The 20,696-nt window shown below is 65.1% G+C and carries 29 protein-coding genes; 17 read left to right on the plus strand and 12 right to left on the minus strand.

What is annotated here, in order from left to right; genetic code table 11:
- Positions 1-157: 157 nt before the first annotated feature.
- The 3 genes from G584_RS0105370 to G584_RS0105380 are packed head-to-tail and all read left to right on the plus strand — an operon-like array spanning position 158 to position 3,047.
- Positions 158-1,705, plus strand: a complete 1,548-nt coding sequence (locus G584_RS0105370; protein WP_028493698.1) for an ATP-binding protein — start codon at positions 158-160, stop codon at positions 1,703-1,705.
- A 3-nt stretch (positions 1,706-1,708) separates the two neighbouring features.
- Positions 1,709-2,158: a tRNA (cytidine(34)-2'-O)-methyltransferase gene (locus G584_RS0105375; RefSeq protein WP_028493699.1), complete on the plus strand. Its 450-nt coding sequence runs from the start codon at positions 1,709-1,711 to the stop codon at positions 2,156-2,158.
- A gap of 7 nt (positions 2,159-2,165) precedes the next feature.
- Positions 2,166-3,047 carry a histone deacetylase family protein gene (locus G584_RS0105380; protein ID WP_028493700.1) on the plus strand — a complete coding sequence of 294 codons (882 nt, stop codon included), beginning with the start codon at positions 2,166-2,168 and terminating at the stop codon, positions 3,045-3,047.
- Here the strand turns inward: G584_RS0105380 and G584_RS0105385 are convergent.
- Entirely contained in the window at positions 3,017-3,871 is an 855-nt protein-coding gene (locus tag G584_RS0105385; protein WP_028493701.1) for a GNAT family N-acetyltransferase, read from the minus strand. The two genes, G584_RS0105380 and G584_RS0105385, sit on opposite strands and share 31 nt — an antisense overlap.
- Positions 3,872-4,120: 249 nt before the next feature.
- On the opposite strand from G584_RS0105385, the gene G584_RS0105390 reads away from it, so the two are divergent.
- Together G584_RS0105390 and G584_RS0105395 are read left to right on the plus strand one after the other, a co-directional pair.
- Complete coding sequence (locus G584_RS0105390) at positions 4,121-4,447, plus strand: nucleotidyltransferase domain-containing protein (protein ID WP_028493702.1); 327 nt, start codon at positions 4,121-4,123, stop codon at positions 4,445-4,447.
- Entirely contained in the window at positions 4,422-4,838 is a 417-nt protein-coding gene (locus G584_RS0105395; RefSeq protein ID WP_028493703.1) for a HEPN domain-containing protein, read from the plus strand. Before G584_RS0105390 ends, G584_RS0105395 begins: the two co-directional genes overlap by 26 nt.
- Before the next feature lie 211 nt (positions 4,839-5,049).
- Here G584_RS0105395 and G584_RS11970 read toward each other — a convergent pair whose 3' ends face one another.
- The gene (locus tag G584_RS11970; RefSeq protein WP_051209181.1) at positions 5,050-5,715 is read right to left on the minus strand and encodes a histidine phosphatase family protein; all 666 of its coding nucleotides are present in this window, start codon (positions 5,713-5,715) and stop codon (positions 5,050-5,052) included.
- 17 nt (positions 5,716-5,732) lie between these two features.
- Here G584_RS11970 and G584_RS0105405 point away from each other — a divergent pair, with 17 nt between their 5' ends.
- Positions 5,733-6,653, plus strand: coding sequence for a diacylglycerol/lipid kinase family protein (locus tag G584_RS0105405; RefSeq protein ID WP_028493704.1), 921 nt, complete (start codon positions 5,733-5,735; stop codon positions 6,651-6,653).
- A 213-nt stretch (positions 6,654-6,866) separates the two neighbouring features.
- Here the strand turns inward: G584_RS0105405 and G584_RS0105415 are convergent, their stop codons facing one another.
- Together G584_RS0105415 and G584_RS0105420 are read right to left on the minus strand one after the other, a co-directional pair.
- Positions 6,867-7,265: a nucleotidyltransferase substrate binding protein gene (locus G584_RS0105415; RefSeq protein WP_245563322.1), complete on the minus strand. Its 399-nt coding sequence runs from the start codon at positions 7,263-7,265 to the stop codon at positions 6,867-6,869.
- The gene (locus G584_RS0105420; RefSeq protein WP_028493707.1) at positions 7,246-7,557 is read right to left on the minus strand and encodes a nucleotidyltransferase family protein; all 312 of its coding nucleotides are present in this window, start codon (positions 7,555-7,557) and stop codon (positions 7,246-7,248) included. The genes G584_RS0105415 and G584_RS0105420 overlap by 20 nt, the downstream gene beginning before the upstream one ends.
- A 28-nt stretch (positions 7,558-7,585) precedes the next feature.
- Here G584_RS0105420 and aspC point away from each other — a divergent pair, with 28 nt between their 5' ends.
- Entirely contained in the window at positions 7,586-8,743 is a 1,158-nt protein-coding gene (gene aspC / locus G584_RS0105425; protein ID WP_028493708.1) for an aspartate/prephenate aminotransferase, read from the plus strand.
- A gap of 4 nt (positions 8,744-8,747) precedes the next feature.
- Here the strand turns inward: aspC and G584_RS0105430 are convergent, their stop codons facing one another.
- Together G584_RS0105430 and lspA are read right to left on the minus strand one after the other, a co-directional pair.
- Positions 8,748-8,966 carry a DUF2283 domain-containing protein gene (locus G584_RS0105430; protein WP_028493709.1) on the minus strand — a complete coding sequence of 73 codons (219 nt, stop codon included), beginning with the start codon at positions 8,964-8,966 and terminating at the stop codon, positions 8,748-8,750.
- A 72-nt stretch (positions 8,967-9,038) separates the two neighbouring features.
- Positions 9,039-9,488, minus strand: coding sequence for a signal peptidase II (gene lspA, locus G584_RS0105435; RefSeq protein WP_028493710.1), 450 nt, complete (start codon positions 9,486-9,488; stop codon positions 9,039-9,041).
- A 73-nt stretch (positions 9,489-9,561) separates the two neighbouring features.
- On the opposite strand from lspA, the gene rpmB reads away from it, so the two are divergent.
- The 3 genes from rpmB to G584_RS0105455 are packed head-to-tail and all read left to right on the plus strand — an operon-like array spanning position 9,562 to position 11,712.
- Entirely contained in the window at positions 9,562-9,858 is a 297-nt protein-coding gene (gene rpmB, locus G584_RS0105440; RefSeq protein ID WP_015718306.1) for a 50S ribosomal protein L28, read from the plus strand.
- Between the two features lie 56 nt (positions 9,859-9,914).
- Positions 9,915-10,610, plus strand: a complete 696-nt coding sequence (locus tag G584_RS0105450) for a M23 family metallopeptidase (RefSeq protein WP_028493711.1) — start codon at positions 9,915-9,917, stop codon at positions 10,608-10,610.
- Positions 10,611-10,614: 4 nt separating this feature from the next.
- Complete coding sequence (locus G584_RS0105455; RefSeq protein ID WP_028493712.1) at positions 10,615-11,712, plus strand: AI-2E family transporter; 1,098 nt, start codon at positions 10,615-10,617, stop codon at positions 11,710-11,712.
- Between the two features lie 47 nt (positions 11,713-11,759).
- On the opposite strand, the gene tgt is transcribed toward G584_RS0105455, so the two are convergent.
- The 6 genes from tgt to G584_RS0105485 form a co-directional block, all read right to left on the minus strand.
- Entirely contained in the window at positions 11,760-12,917 is a 1,158-nt protein-coding gene (tgt, locus tag G584_RS0105460; RefSeq protein WP_028493713.1) for a tRNA guanosine(34) transglycosylase Tgt, read from the minus strand.
- The gene (ispG, locus tag G584_RS0105465) at positions 12,917-14,125 is read right to left on the minus strand and encodes a flavodoxin-dependent (E)-4-hydroxy-3-methylbut-2-enyl-diphosphate synthase (RefSeq protein ID WP_028493714.1); all 1,209 of its coding nucleotides are present in this window, start codon (positions 14,123-14,125) and stop codon (positions 12,917-12,919) included. The genes tgt and ispG overlap by 1 nt, the downstream gene beginning before the upstream one ends.
- Before the next feature lie 55 nt (positions 14,126-14,180).
- Positions 14,181-14,960, minus strand: a complete 780-nt coding sequence (locus G584_RS0105470) for an enoyl-ACP reductase FabI (RefSeq protein ID WP_028493715.1) — start codon at positions 14,958-14,960, stop codon at positions 14,181-14,183.
- Positions 14,961-14,994: 34 nt separating this feature from the next.
- Positions 14,995-15,438 carry a PIN domain-containing protein gene (locus tag G584_RS0105475; RefSeq protein ID WP_015718300.1) on the minus strand — a complete coding sequence of 148 codons (444 nt, stop codon included), beginning with the start codon at positions 15,436-15,438 and terminating at the stop codon, positions 14,995-14,997.
- Positions 15,438-15,686, minus strand: a complete 249-nt coding sequence (locus tag G584_RS0105480) for an AbrB/MazE/SpoVT family DNA-binding domain-containing protein (protein ID WP_028493716.1) — start codon at positions 15,684-15,686, stop codon at positions 15,438-15,440. The genes G584_RS0105475 and G584_RS0105480 overlap by 1 nt, the downstream gene beginning before the upstream one ends.
- A gap of 99 nt (positions 15,687-15,785) precedes the next feature.
- Complete coding sequence (locus G584_RS0105485) at positions 15,786-16,052, minus strand: glutaredoxin family protein (RefSeq protein ID WP_028493717.1); 267 nt, start codon at positions 16,050-16,052, stop codon at positions 15,786-15,788.
- A gap of 45 nt (positions 16,053-16,097) precedes the next feature.
- On the opposite strand from G584_RS0105485, the gene G584_RS0105490 reads away from it, so the two are divergent.
- From G584_RS0105490 to G584_RS0105520, 7 genes are read left to right on the plus strand one after another with little or no spacing between them, the layout of a single operon-like run.
- Positions 16,098-16,373: an AbrB/MazE/SpoVT family DNA-binding domain-containing protein gene (locus G584_RS0105490; RefSeq protein WP_028493718.1), complete on the plus strand. Its 276-nt coding sequence runs from the start codon at positions 16,098-16,100 to the stop codon at positions 16,371-16,373.
- Positions 16,370-16,768, plus strand: a complete 399-nt coding sequence (locus tag G584_RS0105495; RefSeq protein ID WP_028493719.1) for a type II toxin-antitoxin system VapC family toxin — start codon at positions 16,370-16,372, stop codon at positions 16,766-16,768. The genes G584_RS0105490 and G584_RS0105495 overlap by 4 nt, the downstream gene beginning before the upstream one ends.
- A gap of 18 nt (positions 16,769-16,786) precedes the next feature.
- Positions 16,787-17,758, plus strand: coding sequence for a cell division protein ZapE (gene zapE / locus G584_RS0105500; RefSeq protein WP_028493720.1), 972 nt, complete (start codon positions 16,787-16,789; stop codon positions 17,756-17,758).
- A gap of 9 nt (positions 17,759-17,767) precedes the next feature.
- Positions 17,768-18,022 carry a hypothetical protein gene (locus G584_RS0105505; protein WP_028493721.1) on the plus strand — a complete coding sequence of 85 codons (255 nt, stop codon included), beginning with the start codon at positions 17,768-17,770 and terminating at the stop codon, positions 18,020-18,022.
- Positions 18,022-19,164 carry a phosphopentomutase gene (locus tag G584_RS0105510; protein ID WP_028493722.1) on the plus strand — a complete coding sequence of 381 codons (1,143 nt, stop codon included), beginning with the start codon at positions 18,022-18,024 and terminating at the stop codon, positions 19,162-19,164. Before G584_RS0105505 ends, G584_RS0105510 begins: the two co-directional genes overlap by 1 nt.
- A gap of 3 nt (positions 19,165-19,167) precedes the next feature.
- Positions 19,168-19,881, plus strand: coding sequence for a diadenylate cyclase CdaA (gene cdaA / locus G584_RS0105515; protein ID WP_028493723.1), 714 nt, complete (start codon positions 19,168-19,170; stop codon positions 19,879-19,881).
- Positions 19,874-20,692 (plus strand): CdaR family protein, encoded by an 819-nt coding sequence (locus G584_RS0105520; protein WP_028493724.1) that lies wholly within the window; start codon positions 19,874-19,876, stop codon positions 20,690-20,692. The genes cdaA and G584_RS0105520 overlap by 8 nt, the downstream gene beginning before the upstream one ends.
- Positions 20,693-20,696 lie beyond the last annotated feature (4 nt).

The raw sequence follows: 20,696 nt of genomic DNA on the forward strand, positions 1-20,696 counted from the left end.
GATACTTAGCAAAAGCTTTTGGGGCATGCAACAATGATATGGGCACGCATATCGCATATCGTCAGCCTGAAAGTGCACAGATGTACAGATATGATTGCACAGAAAAGCGCACAATCTACCCCCTCCACGCCGGGCCTCTCCCCTTAAACTGAGGCCCGTGACGTGGGAAGAACTCTTGGAGCGGCTTTCTTTGGGACAGGACGAGCGTACCCTCTTCCTGCCCCCGGACCTTTCCCCGGAGGAGCTGGCCCGCTACGCCGCAGGTCTAGCCAACCACCGGGGCGGGATTCTCTTCCTGGGGGTGGATGGGGAGGGACGGGTGGTGGGAGCCTCGGAGATCCATCCCTTGCAGATCACCCATGCCCTTTTCCAACTCACCCAGGGGCTTCTCCTGCCCTATGTGGAGGTGATCGAGGGGCCTATGGGACGGGTTTTGGCCCTTCATGTACCGCAGAGCCCAGCGGCCATCGCCGTGGGGGCAGGGAGGGTGCCCTTTTGGGACGGCAAGAGGCTCACGGAGTTGAGGATGGGCCAGGCCCTGCCGGAGCCCGACTTTACCGCCCAGGTGTTGCCGGCGGCCAGCCTTTCCGACCTGGACCCGGTGGAGGTTTTGCGCCTTAGGCGCATCCTAGAGGAGCGGGGAAGCAATCTGGCGGCCTTGCCGGACCTGGAACTCCTCTTCGCCCTGGGGCTTTTGGAGCGGGTGGAGGGACAGGACAAGCCCACGGTGGCGGGCCTCCTTTTGGCGGGAACCCCCTTGGCCCTGAAGCGGCTTCTTCCCCAAGCGGAGGTGAGCTACTACTATCACGAGGCCGGCGTGGACCCGGAAGGCTACGCCTTCAGGGAGGATATTCTGCGCTCCATTCCCGCCCTTTTGGAGCGACTTAGGGACCTAATCCAGGCCAGGAACCGGGTTCGCTACCTCACGGTGGGCCTATTCCGCCTCGAAATCTGGGACTTTGACCAGGAAGTTTACCGGGAGGCCCTCTTAAACGCCTTGATCCACAGGGACTGGCAAAGCCCGGATGCCATCCAGGTGCACCACTACCCCGATCGCCTGGAGGTTTCCAACCCGGGGAGCTTCCCTCCCGGCATTACCCCGGAGAACATCCTCCGCCACCCCCCCAAAAGGCGGAATCCCCGTCTGGCTGAGGCCCTCTACCGGCTTGGCTACGTGGAGCGGGCGGGAAGCGGGGTGGACAAGATGTACCGCCTTCTCCTCAAGTACGGCAAAGAGCCTCCGGAGTACCGCCTTTACCCCGAGGCCCTCACCCTGGTCCTCTACAACCCAGAGTTGGACGAGGCCTTTGTGCGGGAGCTGGCCGAGGCTCAGGAGCGCCTGGGTGGCTTCAGCCTGGACCACCTCATCACCGTGGGCCACCTGCGGAGGGTGGGGGAGGCCACCCTCGAGGAGCTGGCCCGGGCCCTACAGCTTCCTTTGGAAGCTACCCGCAAGGTCCTCACCCGGATGGAGCGCATGGGCCTTTTGCGCAAGGAAGGGGGAAGGTACTACCTGGTGCGGCGCGATCCTTTGGGGGAAAGGGCCTTGGGCCTCCTGGCCAATCCCCTTTCCCGCCGGGAGGTGGAAGCCCAGCTGGGGCTTACCCCCAGGGCAACCCTAGCCTTGCTGAACCGGCTTATCCGGGAAGGCAAGGTGGAGCGGATGGGCCGGGGAGCCGCTACCCGTTACCGGAGGCGGGTCTAGGCCATGCTTCACCTGGTCCTTTTCCAGCCGGAGATCCCACAGAATACCGGGAACATCGCCCGCACCGCCGCTGCCTTGGGCTGGCCCTTGCACCTTATCCGCCCCTTGGGCTTCCGCCTAAGCGACCCTCGGCTTAAGCGGGCGGGCCTGGACTACTGGCCCCACGTGGACCTGCGCCTTCACGATACCTGGGAGGCCTTCTGGCAAAGCCTGCCCCCGGGTGCGCGGGTCTGGGCCTTTAGCGCCCGGGGGGATACCTCCCTCTATAGGGTGAGCTTCCAGCCTGGGGACTACCTCCTCTTTGGCCCCGAAACCCGGGGGCTTCCCCCAGAGGTCCTGGCTCTTTTCCCCAGGGTGTACATCCCCATGCCGGGGCCGGTGCGCTCCTTAAATCTGGCGGTGGCCGTGGGGGTGGCGGCCTATGAGGCCTACCGGCAGCTTCATAGGGCATGATGGAGGCGTGCGGGCCTATACCACCGCCCACCTAAGGGTGGACCTCCCTCAGGGCCATCCCTTCCCCCTCTACAAGTACCAGGGGGTGGCGGAGGCCTTGAAGGGACTTCTTCCCATCCTGCCTGCCCCCGAGGTGCCCCGGGAAGCCCTTCATCTGGCCCACCGCCCGGAGTATGTGGAAAAGCTTTTCACCGAGGGGCTTTCCCGCCAGGAGTCCTTGCGCCTGGGCCTGCCCTTTAGTCCAAGCCTCCTCAGGCGTGCCCTCTTCGCGGCGGGGGGAACGCTGGCCGCCGCCAGGGATGCCCTGGAGTTGGGCCTCGGCCTGAACCTCTCTGGGGGCACCCACCATGCCTACCCCGACCGGGCCGAGGGGTATAGCCTTTTCAACGATGTGGCGGTGGCCGTGGCCTGGCTCAGGCGGGAGGGCTTCCGGGGCCGGGTTTTGGTGGTGGACCTGGACGCCCATCAGGGCAACGGCACCGCGGTCTTTTTCCAGAAAGACCCCACCGTTTTCACCCTTTCCCTCCACGGGGAGCGGAACTACCCCTTAAGGAAGGAGAGGAGCGACCTGGATGTGGGGCTTCCCGACGGCGTGGGGGACGAGGCCTACCTCTATGCCCTGGATGAGGCGTTGGAAATAGCCCAGGCTTTCCAGCCCGAGCTGGTTTTCTACAACGCCGGGGTGGACGTGCTAAAGGGGGATCGGTTTGGCCGCCTGGGTCTGAGCCTCGAGGGGGTACGGAAGCGGGATGAACGGGTTTTTCGCATGGTAAAGACCTTGGGGGTGCCCTTGGTGGTGGTGATGGGTGGGGGGTACAACCGCGACCCCCGGCTCACCGTGGAGGCCCATGCGGGGACCTACCGCCTGGCCCTGAGTTCCTTGGCGTAGGTGGCCACCGCCTCCTCGAGGCTGAAGCCCAGGTTGCGGTAAAGCTCCAGGGCCCCGGTCTCGTGGTCGTGGGCCCGGACCCTCAGGAGGGTGGCGCCCTTTTTCTGCGCCAGCTTTGCTGCTTCCGCCAGGAGGGCCCGTCCGATGCCCCGGCCCCGGGCCTTGGGCACCACGCCGATATAGGCCACGCTGGCCTCCTTATCCTCCAGCTCCACCTCGGCCAGGCCCACGGGTTCCTTCCCCTGGTAGGCCACCAGGAGGTGGACATGGGGATCCTGGAAGTGCTCCCAAAGCTCCTCGTCCGTCCATTTAAGGCGCAGGGCCCAACCCTCTTCGCTTTCCCGGTAAAGCTCCCGGTAAACCCCGGGGCCCGGGAAACCCCTTCGGATGGCCACGCCCTCGGGGGGTGGGTAGTCCAGGCCCTCCGGGTTTTTCACGAAGAAGTAGGTGAGGTGCAAAAGGCCGAAGTCGGCTTCCTCTAACACCTTTCGCAGGGTGTGGTTTTCCTCCCGGGGGAAAGCGTAAAGCCGGTCCAGGTGAAGTTCACTGGCCCGCTTTTCCGCGGCCTGAAGAAGGGGGGGAAGGTCCTCCTCCCGGTAGGCCAGGGGTCCCTCGAGGGCCGCTCCATCCCAAAAGGCATAAAGGCCCACGTACCCCGCCACCTCCCCGTTCCTCAAGAGGACCAGGCCGTCCTCCAGCTCCTCGGCCAGGCCCTCGAGGTCCCTGGCCTCCGGGGCCAAGACCCCCCGCTTGGGGCTTTCGTCCATCCAGTGGAGGAGCTTGAGGAGCCCGGGGAGGTCCTGGCGGGCCACGGGCCGGATCATGCTTCTAGTCTACTCCCCGTTGCCGGGGACGGAACCAGGGACAAATGCCTTCCGTTTGCTACCTGCCCTCCTGCCCACCAAGAAAGGAGGAGGTACTAAAGGTTGGGCGCGAGCACCCCCTTTACCATATCGACGCAGAAACCCTGCTGTGTCCACCTGCATCTGGGTGGATCACCCTTCGAGCGTGGGAGGCTTTTGCAACCGATTACAAGCCTTGGCCGGGATCCCTGGCTAGGATACACTGAGGGCGTGGAGGTCCTGGCTCCCTACCTCGAAGAAGCGGTGCGGAGGCTTCGGGAAGCCCTAGACCTAGAGGCGGTTTACCTTTTCGGCTCCCATGCCCGGGGTACCGCGGATGCCCGCTCCGACCTGGACCTCCTGGTGGTAGCCCGCACCCACCTGCCGCCCCTGAAACGCATCGGTCTAGTACTGGAGCTTCTTCAGGATGCCCCTTGGCCCGTGGAGGCCCTGGTGCTCACCCCCGAGGAGTGGGTCGAAAGACAGGAGCTCCCGTTTTTACGGGGGATTCTAAGGGAGGCCGTGCCCCTTTATGAGCGTGGAAAAGAGGCGGCTTGAAGGGGAGCGCTGGCTAGTCCAGGCCGAAGACGACCTGGAGGCCGGCAAGGTTCTCCTGGCAGTGGGCAAGCACGCTCAGGCCGCTTTTATGACCCAGCAGGCCGGAAAGAAGGCCCTAAAGGGCCTTTGGTTCGCTCTGGGCTTGGATCCCTGGGGGCATAGCCTTGCCCGGCTTGTGCGCGACTTACCGGGGGAGTGGGGGAAGAGGCTCTCGCCCCTTCTCTCCCTAGCCCTGGCCTTGGACAAGCTCTACATACCCACCCGTTATCCGGATGCATTGCCCGGCTTGACTCCAAAGGAAGCCTATACCCGTGAGGAGGCCGAGGAGGCTCTAGCCCACGCCGAGGTCATCCTCGAGAGGGTTCGGCAGGCCTTCGCTGAGGTCCAATAGGTGCCCCCCCTCCCGAAGGAGCGGGAGGGCCTTCCCGCCTGGGGAAGCCCTGCCATACGACCCGTCAAGGTTGAACGCAAGCACCTCCCTACCGCGTCGGCGCGGAAACTCGAGGGACGTGAATGCTACCAGGAACATTCTTCGGCTGGAACGCAGCCTTTGGGCGCTAACCTCTGCGGCGGGGGTTGCCCAAGGTCAGCGGAGCTATCTACTAGTAGTAGCTGCCGGGTTTTAACCCGAGCGTAGCGTCACCCAGGTTGAGGGCCTTCACCACCCCTTCCTCCCCGTAGAACTCCACCACGGAAAGCCGGGCGTAGTCCTGTTCCACCCTGAGACCTTCTTCCACGGGAAGGGGTAGGGCCAGGCTCAAGGCGGCGCGGTTTAAGGTGCAGTTCCCCACCACCAACAGGGCCTGGCCTCGATGCTTTCCAAGGAGGGTCCTGATCGCTTCCCGCCCTCTTTCCCAGGCCTTCCTCAGGCTTTCCCCACCCGGGGGGGCAAAGCTGGCCTCGTCCTCCAGCCAGGCGGCTACTTCCTTGGGATACCGCTCCCTTACCTCGGCGAAGCTCAGTCCTTCCCATTCCCCCCAGCTTCGCTCCCTCAGTTCCGGGAGGAGGGTAAAAGGCACCCCAAGGGCTTCCGCAAGAAGCCCGGCCGCCTCGGCCTCGGCCAGGCTGTCGGCGGCGTAGACCCAGGCCACGGGGTAGCGCTGGGCTAGCCTGGCCAGGGAGCGGAGGGCTTGCCTGCCCTGTTCCGAAAGGGGAAGGCCCGGATGGCTGTAAAGGACGTGTTCGGGGTTTTCCACCGGCCCGGCGCGGGTGAGGAGCAGGGTGGTTTTGGGGTGGGGCCCCTTGAGGAAGTGGCCGAGGAGACCCATGGCCCTAGAATACGGGGGTGGAAAGGTGGGTCATCGTTAACCCGGCGGCGGGACGGGGAAAGGTAGGGAGGCTTTCCGGGTTCATCCTCAAGGCTGCCCGGGAAAAAGGAGCGAAGGCCTTCCTCACCGAGGGCCCGGGCCACGCCACAGAGCTTTCCCGGAATGCCCCCGAAGGGGCTAGGGTGGTGGCCGTGGGAGGGGATGGCACGGTGCACGAGGTGTTGAAGGGCCTGGCGGGCACGGAAAAGGTCCTGGGGGTGGTGCCCATCGGTAGCGGCAACGACTTCGCCCGCATGCTGGGCCTGAGGGAGCTTCCCTGGAGGGAGGCCCTGGAACTGGCCCTCTTCGCCCAGGAGGAGGCCATAGACCTCTGCTGGGTGAACGGCGAGCCCTTTGGGGCCTCCCTGGGCATCGGCTTCGATGCCCTGGTGGCCAAGAAGGCCCTCACCGCTCCCTCTTTCCTCCGGGGCATGCCCCGTTACCTTTACGCCCTCTTCGGGGTGCTTAAGGAGCTTCGCCTGCCCGAGGGGCGGGTGGTGGTGGAGGGGGAGGAGGTGCACCGGGGGCCTCTTCTCCTGGTGGCGGTGATGAATGGGCCCGTCTACGGGGGTGGCATCCCCATCGCTCCCATGGCCGATCCCCGGGATGGCGTTCTCTCCGTGATCCTGGCCCGCTCCTTCACCCGACCCGGGGTGGTCTTCATCCTGCCCCGGCTCCTTTTGGGCAGGCATCTTTCCCATCCTCAGGTGGTGGCCTTTGCGGGCCGGGAGGTGGTGGTGGAGTTCGCCCATCCTGTCCCCGCCCATGCCGACGGGGAGCTTCTTCCCGAGGCCCGCCTTTACCGGGCCCGGGTGGAGCCTTTGGGCCTTAGGGTGGTGGGAGGCAGGGCAGGGCAAAGGGGGGAAAGGCCCCTTTTAAGCCCGGTGGGAGCGGGTTGAGGCCTGGAGGTGCCGGTTCTTGAACCCGGAAAAAAGCCCAGTCCTCAAAGACTTGGGCGTGGAGGTGTCCAAGGGTTACTTGAAGGCCCGTGCCCTCGAGCTTCTCCGCCAGGTGGAGACCAAAGGGAGCGCTTTTGATTTTACCGCTCGGGGCTTGGTGGTCCAACCGTACCGGGAAGAGGGCTTGGGGAGGCTTCGGGGAACCCTGTGGGCCTAGGTGTCTTCCCCTTCCACCTCCTCCAGCCTTTGCAAAAGCTGGCGAAACCTTTCCAAGGCATTAGGGAGCTCCCCGTAGATCCTCTCCGCCAGGGCTTCATCGTAGGTGTGGCTGGTGAGGTTTCTCAGTTCCAGCATTTCCAGCCAGCCTGGGTCCTCCGGCAGAAGACCCACCTGGAAGGCTCCCCGGATAGCCGCTTTGGGGGAACGGGCCTCGAGGCCCTGGAGCTCGAGGTACTCCTTGAGGACCTTCCAGGCCAGTTCAAAGGTGAACTCAAAACGCTGGATGGCGGAGTCCCGGAGGAACTCGTTCTTAGGCTGGGCCAGGGCATTGGCCAATCGATCCACCGCCCGGCGGAAGAGGTGCAGGCGCTCCCTAAACCTCTCCTTCTGCAATCAGGATCCCCTCCTCCTCCACGGTTTTCTTAAGCCCTGGGGCCCAGGAGAGCTCCACCAGGTCTATCCTTTGCAGGATGGGAAGCTCCTCCAAGGCCTCCCGGATGCGGGCCAAGGTGGCCAGGTCCAGGGGCGGGTCGGCCCAGAGGGCCAGGTCGTAATCCGAGCGGGGGCTGGCCTCTTTCCGGGCCCGGGAGCCGAAAAGGTAAAGGCGGTAGCGCCTTCCCTTGAGGAGCTCTGCCACCCGCCTCGAGGCCTCCCTTAGCACTTCCTCGCGGGCTCCTTCCCCCACCCACGCATTGTACCCGTATACTTAGGCCATGCGCGGCCTTTCGCAAAGGGTTAGGGCCATGAAACCCTCGGCCACGGTGGCGGTGAACGCCAGGGCCTTGGAGCTTAGGCGCCAGGGGGTGGACCTGGTGGCCTTGACGGCGGGGGAACCGGATTTTGACACCCCGGAGCACGTGAAGGAGGCAGCCCGGCGCGCCCTGGCCCAGGGGAAGACCAAGTATGCGCCTCCCGCGGGGATTCCCGAGCTTCGGGAGGCCCTGGCGGAGAAGTTCCGAAAGGAGAATGGCCTTGCCGTCACCCCGGACCAGACCATCGTCACCGTGGGGGGGAAGCAGGCTCTGTTTAACCTCTTCCAGGCCATCCTGGACCCCGGGGATGAGGTGATCGTCCTGGCTCCTTACTGGGTGAGCTACCCGGAGATGGTGCGCTTGGCCGGCGGGGTGCCGGTGGAGGTGGAAACCCTTCCCGAAGAGGGCTTCGTGCCCGACCCCGAGCGCGTAAAAAGGGCCATCACGGCCCGCACCAAGGCCTTGGTGGTGAACTCCCCCAACAACCCCACGGGGGCGGTCTATCCCCGGGAGGTCCTCGAGGCCCTGGCCCGGCTTGCCCTGGAGCACGACTTCTACCTGGTTTCCGACGAGATCTACGAGCACCTCATCTACGAGGGGGAGCACTTCTCCCCGGGGCAGCTGGCTCCTGAGCACACCATCACCGTGAACGGGGCGGCCAAGGCCTTCGCCATGACCGGCTGGCGCATCGGCTACGCCTGTGGCCCCAAGGCGGTCATCAAGGCCATGGCGGATGTTTCCAGCCAGTCCACCACCAGCCCCGACACCATCGCCCAGTGGGCCACCCTCGAGGCCCTCACCAACCAGGAGGCCTCGAGGGCCTTTATCGAAATGGCCCGGGAGGCCTACAGGAGGCGGCGCGACCTTCTCCTTAAGGGGCTTTCCGAGATCGGGCTGAAGGCGGTGCGCCCGAGCGGGGCCTTCTACGTCCTCCTGGACACCTCCCCCTTCGCCGAGGACGAGGTGAAGGCGGCGGAGAGGCTTCTTGAAGGGGGGGTGGCGGTGGTGCCGGGCACGGATTTCGCCGCCTTTGGGCACGTGCGCCTCTCCTACGCCACCAGCGAGGAAAACCTGAAGAAAGCCCTGGAGCGCTTTGCGCGGGTTTTGCAAAGGGTCTAGGCCCTTAGGTTCCGTCCCAGACCGGGAGGGCCTCCAGGGAGAAGCGCCTTAGGGCCTTGGGGTCAGAAAGCCGCTTGCTGGCATCCAGGACTTCGATGCCCAAAAGTTTCCCCTCCGCATCCCAGTCCAGAGCAATGCCTTCTCCCACCTCTTCCACGGTGGCCGGCCCCTCGCCGAAGGCGATGTACAGGGCATCGGCCTCGAGGTCATAGGTAATCCGCATGGCTTTCCTCCGCTGTGGCCCTCCGAGTACGCGGGGTAAGCCGGATGGGTTTCTTGGGCGTGCCTCTGGGCTCTAGAAGCGGCGCTTCCGCCTGGGAGCCAGGAGGAGCAGGGCCGTCCCCACCGTCACGCATACATCCGCCAGGTTGAAGACGGGGAAGGTGGCGATAAGGGGGATGGAGGTTCCCAGGTCCAGGTAGTCCACCACAAAGCCCCGGCCCAGGCGGTCTATCCCGTTACCCAGAGCCCCCACGGCGATGAGGGAAAGGGCCAGGGTTTGCCAGAAGACATAGCGCCTTCGGGCCAGAAGGTAAAGGAGGAGGGTCCCCACCCCCAGGCTGAGCCACCCCAGGAGGAAGGCCCGGCCCTCGAAAAGGCCAAAGCCCGCCCCCGTGTTCTTGACCAGGGTGAGGTAGAGGAGGTCTCCCAGAAAGGGCCTCGGCACCGGGGAGAGGTTTTCCAGGGCCCAGAGCTTAAGGATCTGGTCAAAGGCGAGGAGGAGGGGCACCAGGATCGTGGGCATCCCCTAGAGTCTACCCAATGCTCCCTTTTGTGCTATACTCCATAGGGTTTGCCTTCGGGCACGGGAGGGTCTTATGTCCAAGGTGTGCGAGATTAGCGGAAAGAGGCCCATCGTGGCCAATAGCATCCAAAGGCGGGGTAAGGCCAAGCGGGAAGGGGGCGTGGGTAAGAAGACCACCGGCATTTCCAAGCGTCGGCAGTACCCCAACCTGCAGAAGATCCGCGTCCAGGTGGCCGGCCAGGAGATCACCTTCCGGGTGGCGGCGAGCCATATTCCCAAGGTTTACGAGCTTCTGGACCGGGCCAAGGGGCTTAAACTGGAGGGCCTTTCCGCCAAGGAGATCAAGGAAAGGCTCTTGAAGCTACTCTAAGGCCTTCCTCCCTTGGAAAAGCCCCCCTTGGGGGGCTTTTTTTGTAGCATAGGTTCATGATCTGGAAGCCGGGGCATTATCTCCTTCTGGCCCTGGCCCTCTACAGCCTGGTGGTCACCCTGGGGTTTTCCCTAAGGGGAAGGCAGCTTGCCAGCCTGCGCCAGGAGGTGGGGATCCTAAGCCAGAAGGCGGCCCTGGCGCCCGAGGGGTATGTTCTTCCCCTGCCTGGGGCCTGCCTGCCCACCAGGCCCGAGAACCTCCCGGGTGCGCCCCGTCCCTACCGTAAGGGGGTGAGCGCGGGCTTCGTGTTCATCCAAGGGGATGCCTGCGTGCCCGTGGTGCGGGGGATGGGGGTGGTGGCCGCTTTTGGGGGAGAGGTGGTGAGGGTGGAGGGGGATTACAAGGAGCCCTCTTCCGAGGAGTATCAGAGGCTTCTGGAGGCGGTGCGAAACGGGGCTTCCCCGGAGCAGATGGACTTCTTGCGGGGCCTCGAGGTCTGGATCCGCCACCCAGATGGCCGCACCAGCGTGTACGCCCACCTCGAGGGGCCCTACCCTGGCCTTAAGGTGGGGCAGAGGGTGTACCGGGGGGATCCCGTCGGCTATGTGGGCAGCACCGGGCTTATGGGCGGGGCTCCCAGGCTTCTTTTTGAGATCTGGGAAGGGGAGCCCGACCGGGGGAGGTTCCTCTTTCAGGGCCTATCCCGGGAGGAGCTCCTCAAAGAGGCCAAGGCCTTCTTCCGCTTAGAATAGCCCCATGCGCGAGGCTTTCGCCCGGGTCTGGGAGAACCCGTATGTGCGGGTTCTTGTTTACCTCCTATTCTTCTTCCTCCTCTACCGCTTTCTTCTCCGGGCCTGGCCTGCCCTTTCCATCCTCCTCACCGCCTTTGCCATCGCCTACCTCACCCATCCCGTGGTGCGCTTCTTTGAAGGCAAAAGGCTTCCCCGGCTCGTAGGGGTGGTCCTGGTCTACCTGGGCCTGGGCCTTTTCCTAGGCCTCGTCTCCTTCCTCACTGCCCAGACGGTGCTGGAGCTCTCCCGCCTGGCCCAGGAGCTTCCTGCGCTCCTGGACCCCTTCCTCTCGTGGCTGCTGGACCTGCCCAATCGCGTTCGGACCATACCCATTCCCGAATCCCTAAGGCCCGTGCTGGCCGAGGCCAGCCGTAACCTCCAGGGCCTTTTGCAGGGGTTTCTGGAAACCCTGGTTCACTGGCTTCAGGGGCTTCTCTCCCAGGGAGGCAACCTCCTGGGCTTTTTCACCTCCTTGCTGGGCGGTATCTTCCAGCTCCTCACCGCCCTCACCCTTTCCATCTACTTCCTCTACGACCTGCCGCGCCTGGCCCAGGCGGCCTTAAAGGTGTTCCCGGAACCCTACCAGCCCCTGGTGGCCGAGCTGGCCCATAAGCTGGACCAAAGCGTGGGGGGGTATATGCGGGGGCAGCTTCTGGTGGCCTTTCTGGTGGGGCTTCTGGTGGGGGTGGGGCTATGGCTGGTGGGGGTTCCCTTGGCCGCCAGCCTGGGCTTTCTGGCCGGGGTCTTTAACCTGATCCCCTTCGTGGGGGTGGTTGTCTCCGGGGTACCCGCCCTGCTCCTGGCGGCCACCGGGGGGTGGGGCAAGGTGCTTTTAGCCCTTTTGGTCCTCTGGCTGGCCAACCAGCTGGAGGGGAACCTCCTCGGGCCTTTCATCGTGGGCCGTTCCACCCGGCTTCATCCGGTGACCGCCATCGCTGCCATCTTGGTGGGGGCCACCCTTTTTGGCCTCTGGGGGGCGCTTTTAGGGGTCCCCACCGCCGCCTTCCTCAAGGTGCTTTTGGAGGAATATTACAAGAAAAGCCGGTTCTACCGGGAGGGCTAGGTTACGGCCGGGGTCCCCGCCCTGGCGCAAGCCAGGGCGGGGTGGCTTTACCAGTGCCCCCCCGCCGCCATGGCCTCCCGGAACCAGGGGGGTATCTCCTTGCCAAAACGCCTCTCGGCAAACTCCCGGGCAAAGGCCCCGTAGCTTCCTTGGCGGATGGCCTCCCGAGCCCTTTCCGTGAGGCGGTGCAGGAAGCGGAGGTTGTGCAGGGAAAGGAGGATGCCTCCAAGCATCTCCTCCGCGCGCACCAGGTGGGCGATGTAAGCCCGGCTGAAGGTTTGGCAGGCGTAGCAATCGCAGCCTTCTTCCAGAGGCCGCTTGTCCTCTAGGTACTGGGCGTTTTTCAGGTTTATTCGCCCTTCCGGGACCAAGGCCGAGCCGAAGCGGCCCGTGCGGGTAGGGTAGACGCTGTCGAAGAGGTCCACCCCTAGGCCCATGGCCGCCACCAGGTCCTCGGGGTGCCCCACCCCCATGAGGTAGCGGGGCTTTGCCTCGGGAAGGATCTCCGTGGAGAGGGCCACCATGGGGAACATCTCCTCCTTGGTCTCCCCCACGGCCAGGCCTCCGATGGCGTAGCCAGGAAGGTCAAAGCGCAGGGTTTCCCGCGTGGAAAGGGCCCTAAGCCCGGCATCCGTCCCCCCTTGGGCGATGCCGAAGAGGGCCTGGTCGGGCCGGGTTTTGGCCTTCAGGCTCCGCTCCAGCCAGCGCAGGGTGCGTTCTAGGGAAGCCTTCAGGTATTCGGGGGAGGAGGGGTAAGGAGGACACTCGTCAAAGGCCATGATGAAGTCCGCCCCCAGGGCCTCCTGGATGGCGATGCTTCTTTCCGGGGTGAGGCGGATCAGGCTCCCATCCAGGTGGCTTTGGAAGACCACCCCTTCCTCGTCAATGCGCCTCAGGTGCCCCAGGCTCATCACCTGGAACCCCCCGGAGTCCGTAAGCCAAGGGCCATCCCAGCCGGCAAAGCGGTGGAGTCCTCCCAGGGCCTGCACCCGTTCGGGTCCCGGGCGGAGGAGGAGGTGGTAGGTGTTGGCCAGGAGCACCTGGCTGCCGATGGCCTTCAGGTCCTTGGGCAAAAGCCCCTTCACCGAGCCCTGGGTGCCCACGGGCATGAAAAGGGGGGTTTCCACCCTTCCGTGGGGGGTGGTGAGAAGGCCTACCCGGGCCCGGCCAGAGCGGGCTTGGATGGTGAAGCGAAAGGGATCCATCAGGCTTTGGAAAAGCGCCGCTCCACGTAGTCTTCCAAAAGGGCCAGGAAGTCCTGGGCCAGGTTCTCCCCCTTGAGGATGGTGAGGAGCTTCCCGTCCGCGTAAACCGGGGCCTTGGGCTCTTCCCCGCTTCCCGGCAAGGAGATGCCGATATGGGCGTGGCGGCTCTCCCCGGGGCCGTTCACCACACACCCCATCACCGCCACCTTGAGTTCCTCCACCCCTGGGTACTTCGCCCGCCATTCGGGAAGCCTGGCCCTTAGGTGGGCGTTTACGGTTTCCGCCAGTTCCTGGAAAAAGGTGCTGGTGGTGCGGCCGCACCCCGGGCAGCTGGTGACCTCCGGGGCGAAGCTTCTAAGGCCTAGGGCCTGAAGGATCTCCTGGGCCACCTCCACCTCCTTGGTGCGGGGCTCCCCGGGGGCTGGGGTGAGGGAGATGCGGATGGTGTCCCCGATGCCTTCCAGTAGCAGGGGAGCAAGGGCTGCGGTGCTGGCCACGATCCCCTTCACCCCCATTCCCGCCTCGGTAAGGCCCAGGTGAAGGGGGGCTGGGGTGCGGCGGGCGAGTTCCCGGTAGACCCATACCAGGTCCGGGGCCTTAGACACCTTGGCGGAGAGGACGATCTTATCCTCCCCTAGACCCAGCTCCCGGGCGGCCTCATAGGCCCGCACGGCGCTTTCCACCAGGGCTTCCAGGAGGACCTCGTGGGCGCTTTTGGGCTCAGGGCGGCGGGCGTTTGCCTCCATGAGCTCGGTGAGAAGGGCAGGGTCCAGGCTTCCCCAGTTGGCCCCGATGCGCACGGGCTTGCCCAGGTCCAGGGCGATCCTTATCATCTCGGCGAAGTTCTCGTCCTTATGCCGCCCCCGGCCCAAGGTGCCCGGGTTGATGCGGAACTTGTCCAGGGCCTCGGCCATTTTAGGGTGCTTCCTTAGGAGCAGGTGGCCGTTGAAGTGGAAATCCCCCACCAGGGGCACCTCCACCCCCTCCTCCAGGAGCCTTTTCTTGATCTCCGGGACGGCCCGGGCCGCCTCCTCGTCGTTCACCGTGAGGCGCACGATCTCGCTTCCCGCCCGGTAAAGGGCCAGGATTTGCGCCGTGGTGGCCTCCACATCCTGGGTGGGGGTGTTGGTCATGGACTGCACGGCCACGGGGTGGGCGCCCCCTAAGGGAACGCGTCCCACCCAGACCGTAGGGGTAGGTCGCCTCATCCTTCCTATGGTAGCGGAAGGGAAGCCTACGGGCTAAGCCCTGGCGACGGGGGCTTCATTCCAGCTCCATCCCCATGATGTGGTACCCGGAGTCCACGTAGACCACTTCCCCGGTGATGCCGCTGGCAAGGGGTGAGAGGAGGAAAAGCCCCAGGTTCCCCACCTCCTCCTGGGTGATGTTGCGCTTTAGGGGGGCCACCTGGGCCACCCGGTCGTACATCTTCATGAAGCCCGGGATGCTCCTTGCGGCCACGGTGCGCACGGGCCCTGCGGAGATGGCGTTCACCCGCACCCCCTTGGGGCCAAGTTCGTAGGCCAGATAGCGGACGCTGGCCTCGAGGGCCGCCTTGGCGATGGCCATCACGTTGTACCTTGGCACCACCTTCTCGCTGGCGTAGTAGGTGAGGGTGACGAGGCTTCCCCCTTCTTTTAGGAGGGGTTCTGCCCGCTGGGCCACGGCCACCAGGGAGTAGGCGGAGACCTCGAGGGCCAGAAGCCAGTCCTGGCGTTTCGTGTCCAGGTACCGCCCCTCCATGGCCTCCCGGGGTGCGAAGGCGATGGCGTGGACCAGGTAGTCCAGCTCCCCCCAGGCCTCCTTGATCCCGGCGAAAAGCCGGTCCAGCTCTTCGTCCTTGGTGACGTCCGCCTGGAAGGTGAGGGCCTTAAGGGGAGCGGCCAGCCTCTCCACCTCCTCCTTGAGCCTTTCCCCCTGGTAGCTGAAGGCCAGCTCCGCCCCTGCCTGGTGGAGCTTCTCGGCGATGGCGTAACCCAGGCTCCGCTGGTTGGTGACACCCATGATGAGGGCTTTTTTGCCGGAAAGGTCCAGGGTGAGCATGGGGGGATTATACCCAAGGGTTAAGGGACCCTGCTTAGGGTGAAGGGGAGCTTTGTTGTTCCACGTTTTCCAGAAGAAGAGTCCAGGCTTCCTTCAGGGACAGGACCCATACCCCCCGTATCTTCCGCCCCATGAGGGAACCGAAATGCTTGCGGTCGCCGGTGACGAGAAGGTCCGCCTTGGCTGCCCAGGCGGCCGCCAGAATGGGAGCGTCCTTCGGGGGCAACCCTTCCCTCAGGGCCTGGCGTACCAGGCGGATGGGCGCCTCGGGAACCCGTTCTACCCTGAGGGATAGTTCCTCAAGGACCTTGAGGGTTTCCGGCCGCTTTAGGCTTAGGTTTCTTCGGGCCTCCTCCAGGGCGTGTGAGGAGGTTAGAAGATGGACTCCTGCCCTTTGCGCCAGGAGGAAGAGGCTTCTGGCCCTTCCCTCCTGCCAGGCTGCGGCGAAGAGGACATTGGCATCTAAGAAGAGGCGCATCAGCGCTCGCCCAAGGCCTTGGCCAAGCGTTCCCTTTCCTCCTGAGTAAGCTGGTCCTCCTCCAGAAACTCTTGGATGCGGGCCTGGGAATAGATCTCCACGGGATAAACCCCGGCGGGCCGAAGCACGATGGCTCCCTCAGGGGAAAGCTCCACCAGGAGGTAGGCTTCCCCCTCGAGGCCCAAGGCCTTGAGGAGGCGCTTGGGAATGGAAACCTGTCCCTTGCGGCTGAGCTTGGCGAGCTCCATGCTTTTAGCTTACCCGATTTCCTTGAAGTTTGGTTTCCTTACTCTCGGTGAGCCGAAGTCTGGGCTCGGCAATTTTTGGATAGGCCGACGGCCCCGGTTTCAACTGGAGGCCGGGGCTTGCTCGGCCTGGTACCTGGCCAGCCAGGCGTTGAGGGTGGCCAGGGAAACCCCGCGGATGGCCTCCACCTTGCCGTTCCACTCCAGGACCACCCCGGCGGTGGGGCTTCCCGCCAGCGCACGGATCTTCCTGGCCGCTTCCGGGTCCTGCCGGGCGTTGACGAACTCAAAGGGCACGCCCTTTTGCGCCAGGAACATCTTCACGATCTCGCAAGGACCGCAGCCGGGGATGCCGTAAAGCCGCACCATACCCCACCATGGTACCATGTGTTTCCTCGGTGGTACCATAAAAGCATGGCGGAAGTGGCGGAAAAAACCCACTATGTGGTACAGGTGGGCTCTAAAGGCCGGGTGGTACTCCCGGCGGAGGTTCGGGAGGCCTTGGGGCTTAGGGAGGGGGATCGCCTCCTCTTGCGCTGGCGGGAGGAGGGCACCCTCGAGCTGGTGAGCTTCCGCGAGGTGGCCCATCGGGCCAGGGGCCTTCTTAAAGGCCTGGCGCCAGGGGTGAGCCTGGTGGACGAACTCATCCGGGACCGGCGGGAGGAGGCCCGGAAGGAGGACCTGGAGTGAGGGCGGTGCTGGACGCCTCGGCCTTGTTGGCCCTGCTTTTGGATGAACCTGGAGCCCAGCGGGTGGAGGAGGCCCTAGCCGAAGGAGCGGCGATAAGCGCTGTCAACCTGGCGGAGGCGCTTTCCAAACTTGCCGAACGGGGAGGGGATCCCAAGGAAGTTCGGGATCGGCTGGAGCGGGAAGGGGTTCTGGGCCAGGTCCTGGTGGTCTTCCCTTTTACCGAGGAGGATGCCCTTTGGGTGGCCCGCCTCCGCCCTCTCACCCGCTCCTTGGGGCTTTCCCTGGGGGATAGGGCCTGCTTGGCCTTGGCCCAGCGCCTGAACCTGCCGGCCCTTACCGCCGATGCTTCCTGGGGTGCCCTTTCCCTGGGGGTGGCCGTGGAGGTGGTGCGCTAGCCGGCTAGAATGTAGGCCATGCGCCTGGTGGACCGCCACCCCGAGGTGGATTTGGAAAGACTCCTGCAAAGCTTTGTGCCCCCACCCCGCTACCAATCCGCCACCTTCGCCACCTATCGGCCCGATCCCCGCTATCCTTCCCAGACTCTGGCCAAGGAGCGCCTCCGACGATGGATCAAGGACCGCCCCCGGGGCTTCCTCCGGCCCCGGCTTCCCGGCCCCCAAGGGATCTACCTGGACGGGGGCTTTGGCGTGGGGAAAACCCACCTCCTGGTGGCTGCCTACTGGGAGGCTCCGGGCCCTAAGGCCTTCCTCACCTTTGAGGAGCTCACCTACACCCTGGGCCTCATGGGGCTAAGGGAAGGGGCCAGGCGCTTTGCCACCTTGCGCTACCTTTTCCTGGACGAGTTTGAGCTGGACGACCCCGGCAACGCCCAGATGATCACCCACTTCCTGGCCCTCACCATGGATAGGGGCCTGCGGGTGGCCACCACCTCCAACACCCCGCCCGGGGCCTTGGGGGAAGGGCGGTTTAACGCCGAGCAGTTCAAGCACCAGATCCAAAGCCTCGCCCGGCGCTTCGCCGTGGAGCGCATCGAGGGGGAGGATTTCCGCCACCGCGACCCGGACCGGTTTCCTGAGCCCCTCTCCGATTGCAGGCTCCTTGCCCTCTACCGGGAGGACCCCCGCCGGAAGACCCTGGACGCCTTTCCCGAGCTTCTTGCCCACCTGCGCGCCTTGCACCCCATCCGCTACCGCTACCTGCTGGATGGGGTGGAGGCCGTCTACCTTAAGGGCCTCGAGGCCATTCCCGACCAGAACGACGCCCTCCGCTTCGTGCACTTCGTGGACCAGGTGTACAACCTGGGGGTGGACCTCCGGGCCTCCGGGGTACCCCTCAAGGAGGTGTTTCCCGAGACCTACCGGCACGGGGCCTTTGCCAAGAAGTACGGCCGGGCCCTTTCCCGGTTGGCGGAGCTTTTGGGGTAGCATGGGGGCATGGAGCTGGCAGAAAGGCTTTCAGAACTGGCCCAGGCCCTATCCCAGGCCAGCGCCGCGGTGGGGATCCTCGAGGCCATAGAGGAGGTCTTGGACGATTACCAGGACGGGGAGCTTTCCCTAGAAGAGGCCATGGAGGAGATCCAGGGCCTGGTAGAGGAGTTCCAGGCGGTCCGGGCCCTTTCCGAGATGACCCCAGAGGAGCTCATGGCCCTGGCCGAGGAGGAAGAGGGAGAGGGGGGCTTGAAGTCTTAATGAAGGTCACGGCCATCGTCCTGGACTCGGTGGGCCTGGGGTATCTGCCGGATGCCCCCTTGTTCGGGGACGAGGGGGCGGACACCCTGGACCACACGGTGCTGAAGACCGGGGTGGAGCTTCCCCACCTGGCCGCCTTGGGCCTGGGGTGGGTTCCCGGGGTCCACACCCTTCCCCGGCTTGAGCCCCAAGGGGCCTTTGGCCGCATGCTTGAGGTGAACCCCGGCAAGGACACCACCACCGGGCACTGGGAGTTCGTGGGGGTGTACCTGGAAAAGCCCTTCCGCACCTACCCTGAGGGTTTCCCCGAGGAACTCCTTAGGGCCTGGGCCGAGGCCATCGGGGTGAAGGGATGGCTTTTGAACCGGCCCTATTCGGGCACCGAGGCCATACGGGACTTTGGCGAGGACCACCTGAAGACGGGTTTCCCCATCGTCTATACCTCTGCGGATAGCGTCTTCCAGGTGGCGGCTCACCTGGAGGTGGTGCCCTTGGAGGAGCTTTACCGCTTTTGCCAGGTGGCCCGGGAGATGCTGGTGGGCGAGCACCAGGTGGCCCGGGTCATCGCCCGGCCCTTCGCTGGGGAACCCGGGAACTTCTACCGGCGGGAGGATTTGCGGAAGGACTTCGCCTTAGAGCCTCCCAGGAACGTTCTGGACCTTCTGAAGGAGGGGGGCCTCGAGGTGGTGGGGGTGGGGAAGATCCCGGACATCTACGCCCACAGGGGCTTCACCCGGGAGGTGAAGACCAAGGACAATGCCGACGGCCTGGAGAAGACCCTGGCCCTCATGCAAGAGCCTTTTTCCGGCCTCCTTTTCACCAACCTGGTGGACTTTGACGCCAAGTACGGGCACCGGAGGAACCCGGAGGGGTACGCCCGGGCCCTTAAGGAGGTGGACGATTTCCTTCCCAGGCTTATGGAGGCCCTGGGCCCGGAGGACCATCTCTTTCTGGTCTCCGATCATGGCAACGACCCCACCTTCTTCGGCACCGACCACACCCGGGAGTACGGGATGCTCCTCTGGGTGGGCCCGGGGGTGAAGGGGGACCTGGGTACCCGGGAGAGCTTTGCGGATCTGGGGGCCACCTGGGCCAGGCTCTTTGGCCTCACCTGGGAGGGCCCTGGGAAGAGCTTGGTGTAGGCCATGCCCCTCACCTGGCGCGACGTCCTGGATATCCTTCTCGTCGGCATCCTCTTTTATTACCTCTGGCGCCTCATGGCGGGAACCCGGGCCCTGAACCTGGTGCGGGGGGTCTTGGTCTACCTGGTGGTCTGGTTTCTGGCCAGCCTCCTCGGGCTTTCCACCCTTTCCTGGCTTTTGGGGAACGCCGCCACCCTAGGGGCCTTTGCCCTGATCGTGGTCTTCCAGCCGGAACTCAGAGGGCTTTTGGAGCGCATCGGCCGACCTCAGGGGCCGAGGGCTCCTTCCTTGGCCCTGGAGGAGCTCCTCTTGGGCCTGGCCCGGCTTTCCGAGAGGCGCTACGGGGCCATCCTGGCCCTGGAACGGCGCACCCCCCTGGGAGAGTATGCGGCCACGGGGGAGATCCTCGAGGCTAGGCTCTCCGCCCGGCTACTCCAGACGGTGTTCTACCCCGGCACGCCCTTGCACGACGGCGGGGCCATCCTGAGGGGGGATCGGCTTTTCGCCGCGGGGTGCGTCTTTCCCCTTTCCGAGGCCCGCATGGGCCTGGGTACCCGGCACCGGGCGGCCTTGGGGCTTTCCGAGGTTTCCGATGCCCTGGTGATCGTGGTGAGTGAGGAAACAGGGGCCATAAGGCTGGCGGAGGGGGGAAGGCTTTCCCCACCCATGAGCCTCGAGGCCCTGCGGGAGAAGCTCAAGGAGGTGCTCCGTGCGTGACTGGGGGAGCTTCCTCATCGCCCTTTTGGCGGCTTTTGCCGTCTGGTACTCCTTAAAGGAAAGGGCCCCGGTGGTGGAGCGGGCGGTGAGCGTGCCCCTGCAGGTGGTGGGCCTTGGGGGGGAGCGCACCGCGGAGGGAGTGCCCAAGGAGGTCATGCTACGCCTGAGGGGGCCAGCTCCCCTGGTGGAGGGGGCCAGGCTTCCCGTGTCCGCCTACCTGGACCTTTCCGGGGCCGAGGGGGCCTTTTCCCGGGAGGTGCGGGTGGCCGTACCCCAGGGGGTGGAGGTTTTGGAGATCCGCCCTGCCCGGGTGGAGGGCCGGGTGGAGGGCCTCCTTACCCGCACCCTGCCGGTGGAGGTCCTTTCCCGAGGGGCGTGGGTGGAAACCAGGCCCGCCTTTGTGGAGGCTAAGGGGCCGAGAAGCCGGGTGGAGGAGGCGGTGGTGGCCTTGGGCCTGGACCTTGGAGGGGATACGGTGGCCCTTACCGCCTTTGGCCCCCAGGGGCCCCTGCCCGGGGTGGAGCTTCTTCCCGCCCAGGTGCAGGTGGTGGCGCGGGAGGCCCCCCTTTTCCGCAAGGAGGTCCCCTTGGTCCTGAGGCCCCCGGCGGGCTTAAGGGTGGTGGACTACGCTCCCAGGGCTGTGGAGGTGGTGGGACCCAAGGAGGCTTTGGCGGGCTTGACCCAGGTGGAGGCGAGGCCGGAAGGAGGCTTCCGCCCGGGAGAGGTTTCGGGCCCTTTTATCCTTGATCTACCTCCCGGGGTGAGGGTCTTAGGGGAGGTTTTGGGTAGGGTGCGGCTTGCGCTAGAATAGTTGG

Source organism: Thermus antranikianii DSM 12462, assembly GCF_000423905.1.
GTDB classification, from domain to species: Bacteria; Deinococcota; Deinococci; order Deinococcales; family Thermaceae; genus Thermus; species Thermus antranikianii.